23 protein-coding genes are annotated in these 17,177 nt (G+C 54.7%); 17 read left to right on the forward strand and 6 right to left on the reverse strand.

From position 1 onward, the window contains the following. Positions 1–9 precede the first annotated feature (9 nt). Together HS1genome_RS01915 and HS1genome_RS01920 are read left to right on the forward strand one after the other, a co-directional pair. Positions 10–483 (forward strand): PUA domain-containing protein, encoded by a 474-nt coding sequence (locus HS1genome_RS01915; RefSeq protein WP_126449276.1) that lies wholly within the window; start codon positions 10–12, stop codon positions 481–483. After that, a complete protein-coding gene (locus HS1genome_RS01920; protein WP_126449277.1) occupies positions 480–1,205 on the forward strand; it encodes a proteasome assembly chaperone family protein in 726 nt (241 codons plus the stop codon). The genes HS1genome_RS01915 and HS1genome_RS01920 overlap by 4 nt, the downstream gene beginning before the upstream one ends. Here HS1genome_RS01920 and tgtA read toward each other — a convergent pair. Further along, positions 1,170–2,630, reverse strand: a complete 1,461-nt coding sequence (tgtA, locus tag HS1genome_RS01925) for a tRNA guanosine(15) transglycosylase TgtA (protein WP_126449278.1) — start codon at positions 2,628–2,630, stop codon at positions 1,170–1,172. The two genes, HS1genome_RS01920 and tgtA, sit on opposite strands and share 36 nt — an antisense overlap. Next, the gene (locus HS1genome_RS01930; RefSeq protein WP_126449279.1) at positions 2,627–3,076 is read right to left on the reverse strand and encodes an Lsm family RNA-binding protein; all 450 of its coding nucleotides are present in this window, start codon (positions 3,074–3,076) and stop codon (positions 2,627–2,629) included. The genes tgtA and HS1genome_RS01930 overlap by 4 nt, the downstream gene beginning before the upstream one ends. Before the next feature lie 58 nt (positions 3,077–3,134). Between HS1genome_RS01930 and HS1genome_RS01935 the strand changes: the two genes are divergently transcribed. Further along, entirely contained in the window at positions 3,135–3,515 is a 381-nt protein-coding gene (locus HS1genome_RS01935; protein WP_126449280.1) for a DNA-directed RNA polymerase subunit G, read from the forward strand. Positions 3,516–3,560: 45 nt separating this feature from the next. On the opposite strand, the gene psmB is transcribed toward HS1genome_RS01935, so the two are convergent. The 3 genes from psmB to HS1genome_RS01950 form a co-directional block, all read right to left on the reverse strand. Then, the gene (psmB, locus tag HS1genome_RS01940; RefSeq protein WP_126449281.1) at positions 3,561–4,145 is read right to left on the reverse strand and encodes an archaeal proteasome endopeptidase complex subunit beta; all 585 of its coding nucleotides are present in this window, start codon (positions 4,143–4,145) and stop codon (positions 3,561–3,563) included. A 248-nt stretch (positions 4,146–4,393) separates the two neighbouring features. Continuing rightward, positions 4,394–5,644, reverse strand: a complete 1,251-nt coding sequence (locus HS1genome_RS01945; protein ID WP_126449282.1) for an MFS transporter — start codon at positions 5,642–5,644, stop codon at positions 4,394–4,396. Positions 5,645–5,690: 46 nt separating this feature from the next. Next, on the reverse strand, positions 5,691–6,059 hold the full coding sequence (locus tag HS1genome_RS01950; protein WP_229768134.1) for a Zn-ribbon domain-containing OB-fold protein: 369 nt from the start codon (positions 6,057–6,059) through the stop codon (positions 5,691–5,693). Positions 6,060–6,461: 402 nt separating this feature from the next. Between HS1genome_RS01950 and HS1genome_RS01955 the strand changes: the two genes are divergently transcribed. From HS1genome_RS01955 to HS1genome_RS02010, 12 genes are all read left to right on the forward strand, one after another. Then, complete coding sequence (locus HS1genome_RS01955; RefSeq protein WP_126449283.1) at positions 6,462–6,935, forward strand: DsrE/DsrF/DrsH-like family protein; 474 nt, start codon at positions 6,462–6,464, stop codon at positions 6,933–6,935. A gap of 29 nt (positions 6,936–6,964) precedes the next feature. Further along, positions 6,965–7,189 carry a sulfurtransferase TusA family protein gene (locus HS1genome_RS01960; RefSeq protein ID WP_268243605.1) on the forward strand — a complete coding sequence of 75 codons (225 nt, stop codon included), beginning with the start codon at positions 6,965–6,967 and terminating at the stop codon, positions 7,187–7,189. A 121-nt stretch (positions 7,190–7,310) separates the two neighbouring features. After that, positions 7,311–8,096 carry a 4Fe-4S dicluster domain-containing protein gene (locus HS1genome_RS01965; RefSeq protein ID WP_126451270.1) on the forward strand — a complete coding sequence of 262 codons (786 nt, stop codon included), beginning with the start codon at positions 7,311–7,313 and terminating at the stop codon, positions 8,094–8,096. A 120-nt stretch (positions 8,097–8,216) separates the two neighbouring features. Continuing rightward, complete coding sequence (locus HS1genome_RS01970) at positions 8,217–9,536, forward strand: CoB--CoM heterodisulfide reductase iron-sulfur subunit B family protein (protein ID WP_126449284.1); 1,320 nt, start codon at positions 8,217–8,219, stop codon at positions 9,534–9,536. Then, a complete protein-coding gene (locus tag HS1genome_RS01975; RefSeq protein WP_126449285.1) occupies positions 9,527–10,615 on the forward strand; it encodes a CoB--CoM heterodisulfide reductase iron-sulfur subunit A family protein in 1,089 nt (362 codons plus the stop codon). The genes HS1genome_RS01970 and HS1genome_RS01975 overlap by 10 nt, the downstream gene beginning before the upstream one ends. A 40-nt stretch (positions 10,616–10,655) precedes the next feature. Beyond that, the gene (locus tag HS1genome_RS01980; RefSeq protein ID WP_126449286.1) at positions 10,656–11,324 is read left to right on the forward strand and encodes a hypothetical protein; all 669 of its coding nucleotides are present in this window, start codon (positions 10,656–10,658) and stop codon (positions 11,322–11,324) included. Next, positions 11,311–12,003 carry a 4Fe-4S dicluster domain-containing protein gene (locus tag HS1genome_RS01985; RefSeq protein WP_126449287.1) on the forward strand — a complete coding sequence of 231 codons (693 nt, stop codon included), beginning with the start codon at positions 11,311–11,313 and terminating at the stop codon, positions 12,001–12,003. The genes HS1genome_RS01980 and HS1genome_RS01985 overlap by 14 nt, the downstream gene beginning before the upstream one ends. Continuing rightward, positions 12,000–12,926, forward strand: coding sequence for a CoB--CoM heterodisulfide reductase iron-sulfur subunit B family protein (locus HS1genome_RS01990; protein ID WP_229768135.1), 927 nt, complete (start codon positions 12,000–12,002; stop codon positions 12,924–12,926). Before HS1genome_RS01985 ends, HS1genome_RS01990 begins: the two co-directional genes overlap by 4 nt. Before the next feature lie 41 nt (positions 12,927–12,967). After that, a complete protein-coding gene (gcvH, locus tag HS1genome_RS01995) occupies positions 12,968–13,414 on the forward strand; it encodes a glycine cleavage system protein GcvH (protein WP_126449289.1) in 447 nt (148 codons plus the stop codon). Continuing rightward, the gene (locus HS1genome_RS02000) at positions 13,414–14,505 is read left to right on the forward strand and encodes a lipoate--protein ligase family protein (RefSeq protein ID WP_126449290.1); all 1,092 of its coding nucleotides are present in this window, start codon (positions 13,414–13,416) and stop codon (positions 14,503–14,505) included. The genes gcvH and HS1genome_RS02000 overlap by 1 nt, the downstream gene beginning before the upstream one ends. A 108-nt stretch (positions 14,506–14,613) precedes the next feature. Next, on the forward strand, positions 14,614–15,036 hold the full coding sequence (locus HS1genome_RS02005; RefSeq protein ID WP_126449291.1) for a hypothetical protein: 423 nt from the start codon (positions 14,614–14,616) through the stop codon (positions 15,034–15,036). Next, positions 15,033–15,449 carry an OsmC family protein gene (locus tag HS1genome_RS02010; protein WP_126449292.1) on the forward strand — a complete coding sequence of 139 codons (417 nt, stop codon included), beginning with the start codon at positions 15,033–15,035 and terminating at the stop codon, positions 15,447–15,449. The genes HS1genome_RS02005 and HS1genome_RS02010 overlap by 4 nt, the downstream gene beginning before the upstream one ends. 20 nt (positions 15,450–15,469) lie before the next feature. Here the strand turns inward: HS1genome_RS02010 and HS1genome_RS02015 are convergent, their stop codons facing one another. Further along, positions 15,470–15,709: a hypothetical protein gene (locus HS1genome_RS02015; RefSeq protein ID WP_126449293.1), complete on the reverse strand. Its 240-nt coding sequence runs from the start codon at positions 15,707–15,709 to the stop codon at positions 15,470–15,472. A gap of 274 nt (positions 15,710–15,983) precedes the next feature. On the opposite strand from HS1genome_RS02015, the gene HS1genome_RS02020 reads away from it, so the two are divergent. Further along, entirely contained in the window at positions 15,984–16,451 is a 468-nt protein-coding gene (locus tag HS1genome_RS02020) for a hypothetical protein (protein WP_126449294.1), read from the forward strand. Between the two features lie 39 nt (positions 16,452–16,490). Further along, positions 16,491–17,159 (forward strand): DsbA family oxidoreductase, encoded by a 669-nt coding sequence (locus tag HS1genome_RS02025; RefSeq protein WP_126449295.1) that lies wholly within the window; start codon positions 16,491–16,493, stop codon positions 17,157–17,159. Positions 17,160–17,177: the final 18 nt, after the last annotated feature.

The following is a 17,177-nucleotide window of genomic DNA, read 5'->3' on the forward strand; positions in this document are numbered from 1 at the left end:
GGGCTCAAGTTGAGGAGTGAGGATCTACGCTACCTCGTCGACGTCCTACGCTACCAGTTCGGGGAGGAAGTCGCTGAAGTGCTATCCAAGGCCCTCCACGAGTCCACTGTGTGGAGGTCACCCTCAACCGAGAGGATTAGGAATGTCTACTTGAATGGAAAATTGCTCTTGGTTCTGAGGGCTCAGGACAACCTATTTTCCTTAACTCCCCTCTCTGGGGAATTGTTGGCGGCGTCCCTACCTTGGCCTAAGCTGAGAGTCGTAGTAAGGGAGGACGTAGCGAAGTTCATTGCGGAGGGAAGGGACGTGTTCTGCAGGCACGTTGTGGAGGTCGACAGATCGCTCAGAGGAGGAGACGAGGCAGTGGCCGTAAGCGAGACTGGCAAGTTGTTGGCGGTAGGAAGAATGAACGTGTCTGGAGAGGAAGTGAGATCTTATAAAAGGGGAGTGGCACTATCTGTGAGGAGAGGATACGCACGATGAGCGTCAGAGTGATCCTTAAGGACGCGGAAGAGTCACAACTAGAAGGCAAGTACTTCATAACTGGCTTCAGGACGTTAGGGGAAACTGGCTACCTAGCGGCCAGGTATTTGGTCACCGCGAAGAGGATGAAACGTATCGGGTTCGTAGTTACCAAGTATCAAAGGGACGTCGCATTCCTAGACGACTACGGCCTGGCCACGCCTTACGAGATATTCTACGACGATCAAGATCAGGTCATAGTACTCCTCAACCACCTCCTCCCCTTCGAGAGGGAGTGGAGCCCGTTCGCCTTAGCGGTGACGAAGTGGCTCAAGAGGATATCTCCCAAGGAAGTGTTCCTAATTGGGGGGCTCGACAAGAGGTACAAGAACGATCAGACCGACGTTAGATGGCTCAGTACGAGCAAGAGCACAGTGAAGTTAGACTTTCCCAACATCGAGAAGCAGTTATTAATGGTGGGACCACTGGCCCTACTCACGGTCTACGCGGAGATAATGGACGTTCCGGCCACCGTGATACTGCCCTTCGCCGACAGGGATAGGGCGGATCCCCAAGCGGCGGCAGTCGCCATAGAGGTGCTCAAGAAGGTGATCGGTATAAGCGTCGACGTTAATCAGTTGTACGAAGACGCCAGGAAGATACAAGAGGAGTTGCGGAGGCAGATGGAGCTGATGCAGAACGAGCTCTCAAAGTTCAGGAGCGGAGACAGAGTCTACATGTAGAAGTTCCCTCAAGGGAGGATCGCACTTCACACTTACCTTAATTGGTCTGTTTCTCCTCAAGAACTCCTTTAGGGAGTTCCTCATGTCCTCTAAAACCTCTGGGTCGAGATCCCCAGGTTCCTCGAATTGAGAGAGGGGGTAGGCCTCCGACGCGTTGGCAGGGACAATACCGAAAAAGGGAGTAATAACGTACGTGTTGTCCACTCCCAAGCTTCTCACGAACGGCCTGCTCAATAGGTTGTAGCAAACCAATGTAACTTCCCCCTCAGTCTTCCACTCGTCCATCCTCCTCTTATGTCTCACCACCTCGGGACGAAACAACGAGTCCCCGTTGAACAAAAACAAGCCCCGCGGCTCTCCCTTAGTTCTAGGATCGTACCTCTCGAGGTAGTCCACTAGGTTCCTAAACTCCCTGAACGCTGAGTATAGAGCTGGGTGGGACATGACCTTCTGTTGAACGTACTCAAAGAGCCTACCCTCTTGCACCGCAACCCTAGTCTCCGCGACCTCCTCCCTTATCTTGTAGAGGTTGTGGAGAGCGAGGAGTCTGCTCCTCTCCTCCGACTCCATCAACTCCTTTGCAGTGTGGGAGGAACATATTGGACACGAGCAGGGAAGCTCTCGGAGGTCCTCCACTCTGTATACCCTCTCCCGGGTCATGTACCTTCCGTCCCTAGCGTAGAGGACGTAAGATGCGGAGTCGAAGCTGTCTACACCCAACGCGACCGCCAACGGAATTAGGTGTGGTACACCTCCCCCGAAGAGGTGAAACGGCTTCCCCCTACTCACAGAGGTCTTGGCCGCGACCACCATCCTCACCAGGGTCCTGTAGTCGTACCCCTCCATCAATGGCGTCGGGCTCCCAAGGGCTAACATTTTGAACTCCTCCTTGGAGTCCGCTGCCAACGCAGAGGTCCTCACTAGGTCGAGGAAAGTACCTCCCTGTATTGGGTGGGCCCAGATCGCGGTTGAGTTGGCGATTAGTCCCCTGATCTCTTCTGCTCTCCTGTTAGTCTCCTCCACTGAACGTATGGCCTCGTGTCTATCTGAGGTATCTCCGGTTGGAAGGTCCAGAAAGACCGCTATGTCTGGTGATATCTGGAGTTCGTACTCCACCACTTCTCTATTCGTGGCTTCTATGCCACCGTACTGAAGTACTTGGTAAGCGCCAGAATCAGTCATCACTACGCCGTCGAAGTTCAAGAATTCGTGCACCTTCTGCTTCACTCCGCGCTTCATGAGGAAGTAGCTGTTAGTTATGAGGTTGGAGAACCCTACCCTACTTATGTCGGTAACCCCGAGTTCTCTCCTGAACGGGTTCACTACTGGAAAGAAGGCCGGGGTGAGGAGTCTCCCATGCGCGGTGTCCAGCCTACCTACTCTCCCCGCTAGGTCCTCTTCAATTGCTTCGAAGTCACCTATCATTTCCGCGAACCTTGACTTCCTCCCTGTTTCTTGTTCATGTAGTCCTTGAAAACGTCGCTTATCCTCTGAGCTAGGGGTCCGTTTCCCTCCACTCCAGCTTCAGATACCTTTATCTTATCCATGACCGTGACCACCTGGGCCCCCTCGTACACCTTGATATCCCCTGGTCTGAGGGAGAGATTCTTCTCAAGCATGTCAGCGAACTCTCTCACATCGAAGGTGGGAGAAGACTTGACTAGGACCTCCGAAACTACGGTACCGTTGATTATCACCCTACTGTAGTAGTTGTTCTGATCGTCCCTCGCCTCCGTCAGACTCAGCATCAGGGACCCAGAGTCGAACGAGCTCAGGACGCCTGTGTAGCTCCTGCCCGAGACGAGTTTCACTGTGACCTGCTTGTCGACTAGCGCGTTGAGGTCAGTTACGATTCTCCTCGCCGAACTCACGACTACTCAACCGGGAAAAAGTTATAATGCGTCGCTTAAATAAGCTCGTCGAGATAAGTTGAGTGTCTCACAACAGGGCTCGTTGAAGCTGAGTGGGGCAGTAGTGGACAAGAAACCAGGACAGATACCTGGTGCGTGGATAGCCAGAGTTGAGAGCCAAGGAACTACAGTAGAGTTGGACGTTCTCAGGGAGTTCGACCTCTTCCGCGAGGGGTCGAAGGTCGTGGTCGAACTTTCTAAGAGTAGGCCAGACTTCAGTGCAGAAGACTTCTGCGCACACGGCTACCTCTTCTCAGAAAAAGAGAACAACGGCAAAAGGGTCACCCTCCTCTCTCTATACGGTCTAATAGTCAGATTCACTACGGACGATGGTCTGATATCCTCAGGCAAGTTCTCTATGATGGATCACGTCTACCTATGTGTGAGGCCCTCCGCTTGACTGTCACAGGGGAGACTCGAAAACACGAAGATCAACTACACTTTTTCAGCGGAAAAACGATTCCTGCACACCTGCGTTACTTATTACAAGGACGTCGACACCGTCTCCCGATAGGACGTCCCTTTCTATAGAGGCCTTAACGCTCTTCAACGCTAAGTTCTTTCCCTCCTCTATCGACATCTCCTTTCTGAACTCCGTCTCCAAGACGCCTATTGCGACCTTGGCTCCAGAACCCACTGCGGCGAAGTTGTCCTCTATCAGTGAGCCTAACGGATCCAATATAAATAATTGCGGGCCGTGGGCGTCGACTCCGCCGAAGATAGTCTCGGAGATGAAAGGTGTGTACTTGTACTGGTAAAGGAGAGTTGAGAGGAGCTTTGCAGCCGCCTTCACTGAGATAGATGAACCATTGTAGAGTTCGTAGTACTTCATTTCGACCTCCATTATCCTCTCGAGGGCTTGGAGGTCCCCGAACAGTCCTACTCCCGCTATCCCGAAGCGTCCCAACTTATTGACCTTCTTGGCTGCCTTGCTTATTACGTAACCCCCGTAACTCAACCTCCTCTCTGCGGCGAGAACTACCGCGTCCTTCAGGGCCATTCCGACCGCAGTTGCAGGTAACTCCTCCATAACTAATCTAAGCTACCTACTGTTGTTGTGGTTATAAAAATCGCCGTAGATTTCTCCTACTGAAAGGGGCCTCGAGGAATCATACTACTCCTCACCCAGTTATCCTGTCGTTTTAGCGACGTCGACCCCTTAGATCGTTCTCGGACTAGGGCCACGAAAACTGAAAGCCTTGCCCTTCCAGTTGGACGATAATTGAAATATCCCTCTATCTTGATTTTCGATCCTATGGTGACTAACAATGTTAGCGATCACCCCTCCTCTAAGTAGTGGAAGAGGTAGGCGGCTATCCAGAGGAGGGCGCCCGCTAGACCGAAGTCGGCGTAGAAACCTACGTAGTGGGATAGATAGCCCGAGGCGAGGGATCCCACGAACAGCGCCGAGCCTGTCATGGTGCTGTAGACTCCTAGTCCTCTCCCGTGACTTCTTTCGCCCACTACCTTGAATACCAACGTGTTGGATGAGGCGTAGTAGATCGCGAACGCTACACCCGCGGCGAGGGGATAGAGTGTCACCCCGGCTATTAGGACGGGAAGTCCAGCTGCTGCCATTGTCACCATTGCCAATCCGACATAGGAGGCACCTCTCAATATTAGGGAGAGGGAAGCGGCCTTCTGTTCCCCCAACCTCTCCACCGCCCAGCCTGTTCTAGCGAAGCTGAGACTTTGCACCGTCATCCCCACCGTAACCACGGCCAGGACCTCAGCTTTGCTCAGTCCCCTCTGGTACAGGGAAACGGGGTAAACAGTGTTGAAGAGTCCACTAGATAAGTAGAAAAGGAATATAGCTATGTAGAGAAGTGGAACGAAGTTAATCGGTTTGGTCCTCAGTCTGGAAAGCCTGAACATCTTGAAGTGACTAGGGTCTGGTAAGTGCAGAAAGAAGAGAGGGAACATCTTGAGTCTGGTCAGGAAGGACTCTTTGTGGTGCACTAGGGCCACTCTCTCTAACCTGACTTGCGGCCTTGGCAGTAGTCTGAAACCCGCTACCGTGGACCCCAACACCACGGCCCCCAGCCCTTGGACTATGTAGGGTACCCTCAAGTACAGTACCCCCACCGACGAGACCAGGAGACCTGTAAGGACTCCCAGAGAGGAAAGCATAGATAACTTCGAGAATCCAGCCGCCCACTTGGGCTTCTCGTGAGTTTCCATTACGAGCAAGTTGAAAGGGGTGTTGGGTGCTACCGTCACGAACGTTATTGTGCCGTAGAGGGCGGCAAGGGCTGGTATGGAGTTCACGAAGGGGAACGTCACTAGCGACGCAGCGGTAGCCCCGTAACTGAGAAGGACGATCTTCCTTCTGTCGAACCTGTCCGCAGCCATCCCCCAGACAAGGGCCGCTGGGATTGTAGCGAAGTTACCCAATGTTATAACGTAGGCCACGTCAATGGCGTTCCCCCCGAGTCCGAGGACTTCCAACGTCACCAGGGTGGAGAGGGGTCCCAAGGCCACGTTAAGGGGAAACGTCATCCACATCCATCCAGCTGTCGTCCTCTTCATAAGCCGTGCACGGAGTGCGTGCTTGTCCCTACGTTCGTTTTAAAAACTACCCCTCGCCATTTAGGGAGACGAAGATTGGAACTACTCCGTCCCCGACCTTCCTGAACTCCGCCGACACTGGTGAGTCGAAGTCCACCTTGCCTTCCACGTTTCCATAGACCCTGAATCCCTCCTCCATCTCCACCACTGCGTACACGTAATCTCTACCGTCCTTGGTTCTAAACCACGTGTAAGAGAACACCTTTCCTCTCCCCGAGCTCCTGCGGATCTCTAGTACCGAACTTCCGCAAGATGGGCACGTCACCCGAGGGTAGTAGAATCTGTGACCACACTTTCCACACTCTAGGAAGGGCAAACTCCCTTCCTCCATCGACTTAGTGTACTCCAGCTTCAGGGAATTAAGGGTCCAGGCCACTAGCAACTTCAGTAATAGAGCTTTAATTGCGTTGCGTTTCCGAAGGGAAAAGAGTCTCGCCCTTCCATTGAGAGTCTAAAAACCTAAACCACTATTAACTTCCCTACGCCTGATCTGTGAGTGATCAACCAGAGATCTCCTTCGAAAGATGCCCTCGAGGGAACTGTAAGTAGGGGGTGTAAAAGCTGATGCAGTCACGCCACGAGTAGACACCCCAGCCGATGAACCAGAGGCGAACCCTTAGGGAGGAAGTCGCAGCGACTTAACTCTTCTTCTGTCCATTTCCAAAGCAGAACTCACCTATCTCTTAAATAAAACTTACATTACCACATGTCTTCAAAGGAAATAAATGTAAGTTATTAGCAAAGAGTTTAAATTTTCGTTTTAGTAGTCCATTCTACCATGACTCAGAAAACTGACGTCGGGGTATCTCAAACCCCCAAAGAAGAGAAGAAGAAGCTCTCGATCATAGTGTTCTCTGGAACGATGGATAGGTTGATGCCAGTTGGAATACTCGCTTCAGGAGCGGCTTCGTCGGGCTACGAGGTTAACTTGTTCTTCACGTTTTGGGGCCTACAGGCCATAACCAAGAAGTCTCTCCAGTCTGCGGGTCCCCAGCAGGGGCCTAAAGTCGACGTCAACTACCAGGAGTTCGGGCAGATGATGGCTCAGAGGATGGTGGAGATGAAGTACCCGTCTTGGCAACAGCTACTCAGGGAAGCTAAGGAAGTGGGAGAGGTCAAGGTGTTCGCTTGCTCTACAAGCATGGGGTTCTTCAACATAAACAGGGAAGACCTAGCTGACTTCGTGGACGACGTAGTAGGCGTTGCCACCTTCCTAGATAGGGCCCAGGGAGGGGAAACACTGTTCATCTGAGGTGAGCAGTTACGTCCCAGTCGTTCAGGGTGACCAAGACCCTAGACGCCAGGGGGATGTACTGCCCTGGGCCAGTAATGGAGACCGCTAAGGCCATGAAACAACTCAACGTGGGAGACGTCCTAGAGATCTTGGCCACAGACCCCGCCGCCAAACCCGACATAGAGGCGTGGGCCAGGAGGACTGGGAACCAAGTCCTCGAGGTCCAGCAGCAGGGGGAGGCGGTGAGGATCCTCGTGAGGAAACTCAAGTGAGCCCACGGAAAAATTCTTTTTTATAATAAAATTTATATAAGCCTAGCTCGAAGTATGGCCAGGTGGTGGTTTGGTTCAACTGAGGCTCCCCCCGCTCACCGACGATCCTAGGTTCTTGGACATGTCCTACGAGGAACAGGGAGCGGTGGAGGAGGAGCGCAGGAACCTCGATTCTCTCCCCCCAGAGGAGAGAGAGGTCGCCCTAAAGTATTGGAGGGAGGTGAAGTCCGACTTCAGGTTCGACGAGTACCTGAGGGGATGCCTGAACTGCGGCGTCTGCACTTCAGCATGTCCAGCGGCCAAGTTCTACGACTTCGGACCTAGGGAAATGATACAGTACATGATGAGGGACGAGGCCGATAAGATATACGAGTTCGTCAACAAGAAGGTGTGGGCCTGCGTTCAGTGCTACTCCTGTTCCATGAGGTGTCCCTTCAACAACGAGATCGCCGGGCTCATAATGGTGCTCCGGGAATACGCCGTCAAGATGGGCCTCAAGTCGGCCAAGGAGATACTGGCCCCCTATAGGAGGATCCTTTACGTAGTCATGACCACGGGAAACCAGGTTACCCCAAACATGATACAGCCAGAGACCTTCCCTGACTGGGGGCCACAGGCGGTAGAGGAGGCCAAGAACATGGACCTCTACAGGAAGGCCGTCCCTGTAGACCTCCTCCAGAGGTCTGACATAGGTTGGCACGCCTCCCTTCAGACTGCAGTGGAGCTCATGACAATAATGATAGAATCAGGCGTCCTAGACTCCATAAGGAACGTGGACCAGGACCTCTACGACATGATAATGGACATATACGACGAGAGGAGCCAGCAGCTCAGGGAGATAAAGGAGAAGTACGAGAGGGGAGAACTCAACGAGGACGAGCTTCCCGATAGTTGGCTAGATCTTTAACTAAAAATTTGTGAAACTTCCAATATCCTCGCGAGTTGTGAGAGGTTTTATGAGTTGACGGGAATTTATTCATAAAAATTTTTAAATGCTACTGCCGCTAAGTATCCTCGTAATGGTAACATGATGTCCCAGGAGAGGAAAATAGAAGAGGAGCTCAAGGATGCCTTCCCGTACTCGGATCAGGTGAACTGGGAGGAGGTGTACCAGAGGGTCATATACAGGTACAGTACCCCCCACGGAGTCCAGCATGTGAAGGAGGAGCTGCACCGCCTGGAGGACAGGGGGGAATTAATTGTCCACCACATAAGGCCCTACAACCAACCAACGGAGTACCAGACCATAAACGGCGAGCCCAAGAAGATACCTACTACCAAGCTCTGGCACCATAAGTCCTGTGGGCAGTGCGGTCACATCCCGGGCTATCCTACCTCCGTGTTTTGGATAATGAACAAGTTGGAGACCGACTACGTTGACGAGCCACACCAGACCTCGTGCACAGGGTGGAACTATCACGCCTCGGGCGCCTCGAATCCAGTCGCCCTAGCAGGGGTTTTCGCTAGGAACTTCTGGAGGAGCTACGAGATAGACTACTTCCCCTTGATCCACTGCGGCACGTCCTTCGGCCACTACAAGGAGATAAGGAACATGCTCGTCCTTCACAAGGAAGTCAGGGAGAAGCTCAGGCCCATAATGAGGAAGCTCGACATGGACATAGTAGTACCAGAGGAGATAGTCCACTACAGCGAGTGGATGTTCGTGAAGAGTAAGGAAGCCGCGAGACAGAGGAAGTACGATCTCTCCTCAATCAAGGCCGCTGTTCACACCCCTTGTCACGTGTATAAGCTAGTTCCTGACGATACGATATACGACCCCTCAGTCTTCCAAGGGAGGAGGCCAGCGGCGCCCACTGGCACTGTGATAAACATGGGTGCCAAGATAGTAGATTACTCCACCTGGTGGGACTGTTGCGGTTTCGGGTTCAGGCACATCCTCACCGAGAGGGAGTTCACGAGGTCCTTCGCGCTCTTCAAGAAGGTTATTCCAGCCGTCGAGGAAGGCCATGCGGACGTCTTCGTGACCTCCGACACGGGGTGTGTGACGACCTTGGACAAGAGCCAGTGGGCCGGGAAGGCTCACGGCCTCAACTACAACCTCCCCGTTCTCGCCGACGCCCAGTTCGTCGCCTTGGCCATGGGTGCAGATCCCTACACTATAGGACAGATCCATTGGCACGCCACGGACGTGGAGGGCTTCCTCAGGAAGGTGGGAGTTCCGGTAGACGAGTACAAGGAGAAGTTCAACCAATACCTGCAAGATCTCAAGGAAGGGAAGGCGGATCCCAATTACCTCTATAGGCCGCACAGGAAGATAGACTACTACCTGGCCCTTCCAGACAGGGTGAAGTGGCTTAAGGGAGGAAAGCAGGAGGGATCCAGTTGAAGAAGGTGTTGGTTGTAGGAGGAGGCCCTGCTGGACTAAGCGCCACGAAGGAGCTCGCCAGCATGGGGATCGAGGTTTTGCTGGTGGAGAAGGACCCACAACTGGGAGGAACCCCGAAGAAGTTGCACTACAGCCTACTCTTCCCAGAGCTTAGACCGGCCTCCCAAGTCATAGATCCGCTCGTAAAGTCCGCGACCGAGAACGGTAACGTCAAGGTGAGGCTCAACAGCATAGTGGAGGCAGCGAACCAATCTGAGTCTGGCTTCGAAGTGAAGGTGTCGGAGAAGGGTGGTAGATCGTCCACGGAGAAGGTGGACGCCGTGATCGCGGCCTCAGGTTTCGAACACTTCGACTCCAGAAGGAAGTACGAGTACGGCTACGGCATAATTCCCAACATCTACCAAATATCGGACATTGAGAAGATGCTCTCCGAGAACAACTTAGTGACCTCCACAGGGAAGGTTCCCAAGAGGATAGCAATTCTCCTCTGCGTCGGTTCGAGGGACGCTACGGTGGGGAACACCTACTGTTCGAGGGTATGCTGCGCAGTATCCATCAAGCAGGCCATGGAGATAAAGCAGAGGATACCCGACGCCGTGGTACACATCTACTACATGGACATAAGGACGTACGGACTCATGGAGGACAAGTTATACTGGAGGTCTCAGCTCGACTACAGGGTCGGCTACATAAGGGGGAGGATATCTGAGTTCATGAGGGGACCCAACGACACCGTTGTCATAAAGGGCGAAGACACAATGAACCTCAACAGGGCGCTGGTAGTACCTTACGACATGGTGATCTTGGCCAACGGGATGGAGCTTGGGCTAGGTTCCAAACAGGTGGCCAAGGTATTGGGTCTGGAGGTGGAGGAGCACGGCTTCGTGAAGCCTGCGGACCCAGACTCCATGCCGGTAGTGTCCACAAGGAAGGGAGTGTTCTTGGCGGGCGCCTTAACTGGGCCGAAGACTATATCCGACTCGATCATGGAGGGGCAGGCCGCAGCCATGAAGACCTTCCAGTACGTGACGAGCGGGTTGTGGGAGACCCCAGTCAAGGTGGAGGTGGCCCAGCATTAGGTACCTAAACGTCGAGAGTGTAACGGAGATCTACAAGGCCATGGTGGGGAGGGACCCGCGCAACAGTTCCAGGGACCCTAGGGATTCCTTGAGGGCGATACTGGACGCGGCTGAGCTGAAGGGAAGCTTCCTCAGGACCACGAGGCTTACCTCCCTAGAGGAGGGGAGAAGGGCACTGAACTCAGTCTTCTACACAAGGAAGTACTCTAGGTCCCTAACCGAGGACAGTCTCCATCAGTTCAGGGAGTGTCTAGACCGGCTGAGGAGCTCCGAGTCCCTCAGTGAGGCCGCTAAGGCTTCCTCTTGTCTCTCCTTCTCTAGAAAGGAAGATGCAGTGGACTTCTCCAGGGAGGTGCTGCACTTCGTTGCCCCCCAAAGGTTTCCCCTGTGGACTAGGTGGATATGGAACCCTGAGAGGGGAACAGGTGCACTGACGTATGTCCTCAGGGATGGCGTCAAGCCAGGTCAGGATCCAGCAGAGGTGTTAGGGGAGCTCCGTCAAGTGCTAGATACCTTCGGACTCCAGACTGGGGACTTCGTTCCCACCGCGGTCTTCACGGTGTACTCCTACGTGCGATACTTGGACTACACCACTCTCCTCGCCATAGACAAGAAGGTCGCCGGGCTCCTCCCCACCCACCTAGGTACCACAGCGATGGTGATGGGCCTCAAGGACTTCCTGAGGGTGAGAGTCAGTGCCAATCCCTGAATTGGAGAAGCCCATAATAAAGGGCCTCATATCCAAGGACAAGGCCTTCATAGACGGCGTCGAAGTAGACGGGACTTGGAACACTTTCATAGTGGAGAGGACCCAGACCGGTTACGATCAGAGCATCTGGGACGAGGTCGCGTCCACATTGGAGGGTGTTACCATAAGCGCTTGCTGGCAGTGTGGCACCTGCACTAGCGGGTGCACGATGAGGGAGTACGATCCCCAATTCGGGCCGAGGAAGTTCATCGATCTGGCAAGGAAGGGCGACAGACAGGCCCTAGTGGAGCTCCAGGACAGCCTCTGGAGGTGCGTATCGTGCCAGAAGTGCACCCACAGGTGCCCTAAGGGGGTGATGGTGGAGGAGGTGGTGCACGCCATACATCACAACCTGCTCAGGCACGGGCTAGTGAAGAAGGACCCTGGAACTAAGTTCGACGAACTGTTCCTCGAAACTGTAATGAGGAACGGCGGGAGGATAACGGAGCTGACGCTCGGTGCAGCCTCGGCCAAGGCGGGGTTCGTCACCCTCAGCGTCAAGGACCTGATCAAGATGGGAGGGACGTTGCTCAGATCTGGGCTGGTGAAGGACCTGATAAAGCCCAGCAGGGTCAAGAAATGGGAGAAGGTGAAGGGCGTCCTCGAGGAGGCCATGAAGGAGGAGGTGAGGCTGGAGTGAGTGGAGACGACGGGAAGAACGTGTACGGAAAGGCCGTACTGTATCCAGGCTGCTCGCTCGATGGGCTCGGGAAGTCCTACGACGTCTCCTTGAGGCTGGTAACGGAGGACCTGGGAGTTCCCTACGAGAAGGTGGAGGACTACAACTGTTGCGGCGCGTTGGAGGTGAAGAACGTCAACACCATGCTCGGGCTCCTACTTCCAGCTAGGAACCTGTCCCTAGCTCAGTCCATGGGAGCCAACACGGTTGTGTCTGCCTGTCCCGGCTGTCACTACTCCCTCTCAAGGGCCCACTACTACGTCAATAGGTACGGGAAGGTGGCAGATAAGGTTAACGAGAAACTCAAGAAGATGGACGAGGTTCCGTACGAGGGTAAGCTGACAATGGCACATGCCGTGGAATACATATACAACGCAGCTGGAGTGGAGGAAGTGAAGAAGAGGGTGAGGAGACCCCTCACTGGCCTGAGGGTGGCCCCTTACTACGGCTGCCTCTACGCTAGGCCCAAACAGTTCCTAGGGACGGGTTACTCTCCCCTCAAGGACGATCCAGAGAGGCCTTACTTCATGGACGAGCTGCTCAGGGCCGTGGGGGCCGAGGTTGTGCAGTTCGAGGCTAAGACCACCTGTTGCGGAGGGCCTCACGTCTATTCCGACGCGGAGGTGGCGATGCATTTGGAAGCGAGGATACTCAAGGAGGCGAGGAGGAACGGCGCTGAGCTCTTGGTGACCGACTGTCCCCTGGGACATGTGGCCATAGAGACCAACATGGATAAGATAGCGAAGAAGTACGGGGAGGAGCTCAGGACCCCCCTTGCGTACTTCACGCAGCTCTTGGCGTTCGCCTTCGGCCACTCTCCAGGCGAGGTGCTCCTCACGGCTAACCTCACGGATCCCATGGCCGTCCTCAGGAGGTTCTTGTAGAGAAGATTTTTTACTTTTTAATTAAACTGGTGGCCGAGAACATGGTAGTCGAGTCCAACTGCGAGGTCCCCGAGGACCTCTATTACTACATAGAGGGAAAGAACACGGTGTGGGGGAAACTTGAAGGGGACGTCATGACCGTTGGCATAACTGACGTCGCTCAGACCATGGCGGGGAAGCTAGTCAAGGTGAGGCTGAAGAAGAAGGGAGTGAAGGTGGACAGGGGTAGACCAGTAGCTACCATGGAGAGCGGGAAGTGGGCCGGTGCAGTTCCTTCACCAGTTAGCGGCGAGATAGTCGAGGTCAACGAGGAAGTGGAGAAGTCGCCGTCGCTGGTGAACCAAGACCCTTACGGAAAGGGATGGCTAGTCAAGTTGAAGGTGTTGAACAGGGAAGAGCTTAAGCAGCTCTACACCTCCTCTGTCGCAGTGGACAAGGTGAGGGGGCTCATACAGTCTGAGAAGATACAGTGTAAGAGGGTGACGTAGTGAACTGGAGATTCGTCTCTCTCCCGCCTCAAGACGGTCCCCACATGATCACCTCCTTTGTAGCCGTGGCCGACTACGTTTCCAAGGGAGGGAAAAACACGTTCTTGACCTTCACGACCTCGGAGCCCTTCGTAAATGTAGGAGTTCACCAGGAGATCTGGCTCGAGGTGGACATGGACTTCGTGAGGAGGAGGGGTCTCACCGTGGTTCGTAGGGACTTGGGCGGCGGGACAGTGGTCATAACGGACGGGGAACAGGACTTCTTCGTCGTAGTCAACGCTGAAGAAGCCCCAGCGGCGCCCTCCAAGCTATACCAACGCTACTTGGCGCCGGTGGTGGAGGCCCTCAGGTCCTACGGCCTCAACGCCACCCTGAGGGATCAGGACATAGTGGTGAACGGGAGGAAGATAAGTGGTAACGGCGCCATGACTCGCGGGAACGCCGTAGTCGTAGCGGGAAACGTCCTTATGAGGCTCGACTTGGACGTGATCGCTGGGGCGATTAGGGTTCCCAGCGAGAAGTTCAGGGACAAGATGGCTAAGGACATGTCCCAGTGGCTTACGAGCCTCGAGAGGGAGCTCGGCTATCTCCCCACAAGGGAGGACCTGGTGTCTAGGTTGAAGAGGGCGTTCGAGGAGGCGGGCGTGAGATTCGAGGACTCCCCCCTCACCTTGGAGGAGGTGGAGGAGTGGAACCGGCTCGCCGAGGATAAGCGGGCGGAGAGCTGGACCTTCTATAGGGACAACAGACACCCCTCGTTGAGGACCGAGAGGTGCGTGAAGATATCTTCCGCTGCAGTGCTGTGCCACGTGGACCACAAGGGGAGGAAACTCGTCAGGCTGACAGCTAGGATAGTGGACGGTAAGCTGGACGAGGTTTCGATCTCTGGCGATTTCTTCGTGATGTCCCCCCAAGGTTTCCTCGACTCCCTAGAGGACTCCCTGAGGGGAGTGGACGTGAAGGACGTTTCCAAGGCCGTCTCCGACGCCTTCAGCAAGTACTCGCCCAAGGCCTTCGGACTCGAGGAGGCCGACGTGCAGGTCGCCTTCCAGAAGCTACTTCAGTCTCCCGAGGTCAGGGAGGTGACTTAGCTCGACAACTCTTGAGGCAGTCCTCGAGGTCGAGGTAACTCCAGCTGTCCCGGGGTTTCAGGCACATCTCGAGGCAGTTCATAGTTGAATTTCCACGAGGACGGTAATATGGTTTCTCTAGACGAACTGGAGGTGCTGGGGAGGCTCAAGGTAGGGGAAAGGGAGCTCGAGGTGGTGAGTGCACCTAGCCCCCTCGACTCGAGGTCCTGGCCGGAGGTCAGGGAGAAGCTACTGACTTGGAGACCACAGGTAGTCGCTGACGTATTGGAGCTGAACGGCTTAGCCTGCCCGGTGGTGGGAAATCGAGTGATCCTCCTAGACGAGGAGACCTCCGCCGTCCTCAGGGAGTTGTTGTCCCTGTTCCACCCCAGGGCTCCTCCCGACGTTTTCGCCAGTGCCGTAGTTGGGAACGTCCTCAACGAGATGGAGAGGCAGGTAGGGAGGGCCTTCACTAACGAGGAGAGGGTCTCGGTCACGTTGAAGCTAGTCATGAGCCTCTCGCTTTTGGTGGACCTCGGGGTGATCCGTTGACCACGATAACGTTCGCGGCCGAGGCCAAACTCGAGGAAGAGAAGGTCAGGGTCTACGTGAAGGACTCCGAACTAGTGGTGGGAACCATAGGTTCCGACTACCCCACCCCAGAGGAGTTGCTACTCTCTGCGGCCCTCTCCTGTCTCCTCCTAACCCTCCTCTACGTGGCCAGGGAGATGGAGGTCCACCTGGAGGAGGTGGATGGGTACATAGAGGGCGACCTCGACCCTGCAGGATTCAACGGAGGGGCAGTACCTCCAGGTGTGCTCGAGGTGAGGTACTTCGTGAAGGTGAGAAGCTCCGATCCCCGAGTTAGCGACGTACTTAACGCCTCAGAAAGGAGGTGCCCCCTCAAGGACACGCTCACTAGGTCGGTTAGAGTGAGGGTCAACTGGCAGCTAGTCCACACTTAGGGGGCGTTTAGGCTCGAGGGTCACCTCAAGGCCACGATCAGTCTATCCCTCAACTTGGAGCTCAGCAGGACAGTGAACTTCTGTCCAGCCAAGGCCGATGCGACGGGGGAGGAGCTAGGGGCCACTATGACGGCCTCCGCCCCCACTGAGACGAACTTCACCACGTTCGATGGATCCTTCACCAGCCCGAGTGGTATGGTTTTAACTGTCCTGACCCTCATCCTGTCCACCAAAGTCTCCACTATGGGTTCCTCCACCATTTCCCTCAGCTTGCTCCTGAGGTCGTCCTCCTCGTAGCCCCCCTGTCTCCCCCCGTGAGAAGTGACGTTAGCGAGGAGTTTCGACCCCCAGCGTCCACGGCCGCCAAGTGGACTAGGGCCGCGGATCTACTCGAGAGGGTCAGCATCAGCACTACCTGATAGCAGTTTCTCTAGAAGGAATTAAATCTTTTCTCCTAGTATTCCAGAGTTGAACGCCGGAAGCAACTTTGGTATGACCGAAAGTCTTTTTATACATGTTTGACATGTCTTACTTATGTCACAGGAAAGTCCGGACGAGAACAGGCCCAAGACGATCAGGGGGATAGACCCGGACCTCTACGACAGAGCCCTAGCCCTGTCTAGGCAGACGGGAAAAACGGTAGGACAGGTAATAAACGATGCCCTGAGCAACCTACTCAACGCCCTAGATTCCACCGCCGACAAAGTTCAAGAGGTAGGTAGGGCATTCGTCGAGGGAGTCCAGGAGGGGAGGGGCGAGCTCACCGTGATATCTAACGTCGAGGAGATAGAGGTCACGAGGGAAGAGCTCGCCTCCCTGGGGAGGCAAGTGGTGTTCAGGAGCGTGAAGAGGCTAGTTCTAGGCGAGGACGTGGACAGGGAAACCTTCGAGAAGTACGTGAACTCGATAGTCCAGGTGGAGGAGTTAGTGGTCAGGAACAAGTCCCTCCCGAAGCTCACTGTACTGCAGAGGTGCAGGTTCGTGAAGAGGATCACCAACTAGCGCGGAAAAAACTTAATCCAGGGAGAATAAGTTTGACATATGCTGAAGGTAACGTTCTTCCACGACGTGATATGCCCGTTCTGCTACGTGACTTCGAAGAGGTTGAGGAGGGTCGTCCCCGAGTTCAAGGTGGAGGTAGTGCACAAGTCGTTCTCCATAATATCTTCCCTAGAGGACCTCAAGTTCGTCGCCCCGGACGAGGAGAGCGTGAGGGAGTTCTTCAAGAGCGAGTTCTCGATATTGAAAAGGTTCATGCCAGACTACGAGGAGGGGAAAGTGATATCCAAGGGGAACCTGGGCTACGTCTGGTCCATGCCCCCACTTATGGCGTGTAAGGCGGCAGAGTTTCAGAGGGGTTCGGAGGGCTACTGGGAGTACTTCGACAGGGCCCAGGACGCCTTCTTCTTGGAGGGGCAGAACGTGGCAGACGAGGAGGTCCTCCTCTCCATCGCCAAGTCGCTGAACTTCGACGTGGAGAGGTTCAGGGAGGACATGGGGGCCAAGAAGACGAAGCTCGCCGTGATCTCCGACGAGGAGGAGGCGAGGGCAATGGGGATCCGAGGTGTGCCGGCACTCATAATAAACGACCAGTGGATAGTGAGGGGAGTCCCAACAGAGGAGAAGCTCAGGGACGTGTTCTCGGACATAGAGGCCCACGGCGAGCCCAGGAAGGTGAGGCTGAAAGCCTACTGGGAGAAGGACGACTGAGCGATGATGAAGTGGGAA

This window comes from Sulfodiicoccus acidiphilus (assembly GCF_003967175.1).
Taxonomy (GTDB): domain Archaea; phylum Thermoproteota; class Thermoprotei_A; order Sulfolobales; family Sulfolobaceae; genus Sulfodiicoccus; species Sulfodiicoccus acidiphilus.

What these genes read in the sequence shown, in the direction of transcription:
- HS1genome_RS01920 (WP_126449277.1), top strand. Translation starts at nt 480, where the DNA reads ATGAGCGTCAGAGTGATCCTTAAGGACGCGGAAGAGTCACAACTAGAA.
- HS1genome_RS01965 (WP_126451270.1), top strand. Translation starts at nt 7,311, where the DNA reads ATGTCCTACGAGGAACAGGGAGCGGTGGAGGAGGAGCGCAGGAACCTC.
- HS1genome_RS01955 (WP_126449283.1), top strand. Translation starts at nt 6,462, where the DNA reads ATGACTCAGAAAACTGACGTCGGGGTATCTCAAACCCCCAAAGAAGAG.
- HS1genome_RS02015 (WP_126449293.1), bottom strand. Translation starts at nt 15,709, where the DNA reads ATGGTGGAGGAACCCATAGTGGAGACTTTGGTGGACAGGATGAGGGTC.
- HS1genome_RS01970 (WP_126449284.1), top strand. Translation starts at nt 8,217, where the DNA reads ATGATGTCCCAGGAGAGGAAAATAGAAGAGGAGCTCAAGGATGCCTTC.
- psmB (WP_126449281.1), bottom strand. Translation starts at nt 4,145, where the DNA reads ATGGAGGAGTTACCTGCAACTGCGGTCGGAATGGCCCTGAAGGACGCG.
- HS1genome_RS02005 (WP_126449291.1), top strand. Translation starts at nt 14,614, where the DNA reads ATGGTTTCTCTAGACGAACTGGAGGTGCTGGGGAGGCTCAAGGTAGGG.
- gcvH (WP_126449289.1), top strand. Translation starts at nt 12,968, where the DNA reads ATGGTAGTCGAGTCCAACTGCGAGGTCCCCGAGGACCTCTATTACTAC.
- HS1genome_RS02025 (WP_126449295.1), top strand. Translation starts at nt 16,491, where the DNA reads ATGCTGAAGGTAACGTTCTTCCACGACGTGATATGCCCGTTCTGCTAC.
- tgtA (WP_126449278.1), bottom strand. Translation starts at nt 2,630, where the DNA reads ATGATAGGTGACTTCGAAGCAATTGAAGAGGACCTAGCGGGGAGAGTA.
- HS1genome_RS02020 (WP_126449294.1), top strand. Translation starts at nt 15,984, where the DNA reads ATGTCACAGGAAAGTCCGGACGAGAACAGGCCCAAGACGATCAGGGGG.
- HS1genome_RS01980 (WP_126449286.1), top strand. Translation starts at nt 10,656, where the DNA reads ATGGTGGGGAGGGACCCGCGCAACAGTTCCAGGGACCCTAGGGATTCC.
- HS1genome_RS01945 (WP_126449282.1), bottom strand. Translation starts at nt 5,644, where the DNA reads ATGAAGAGGACGACAGCTGGATGGATGTGGATGACGTTTCCCCTTAAC.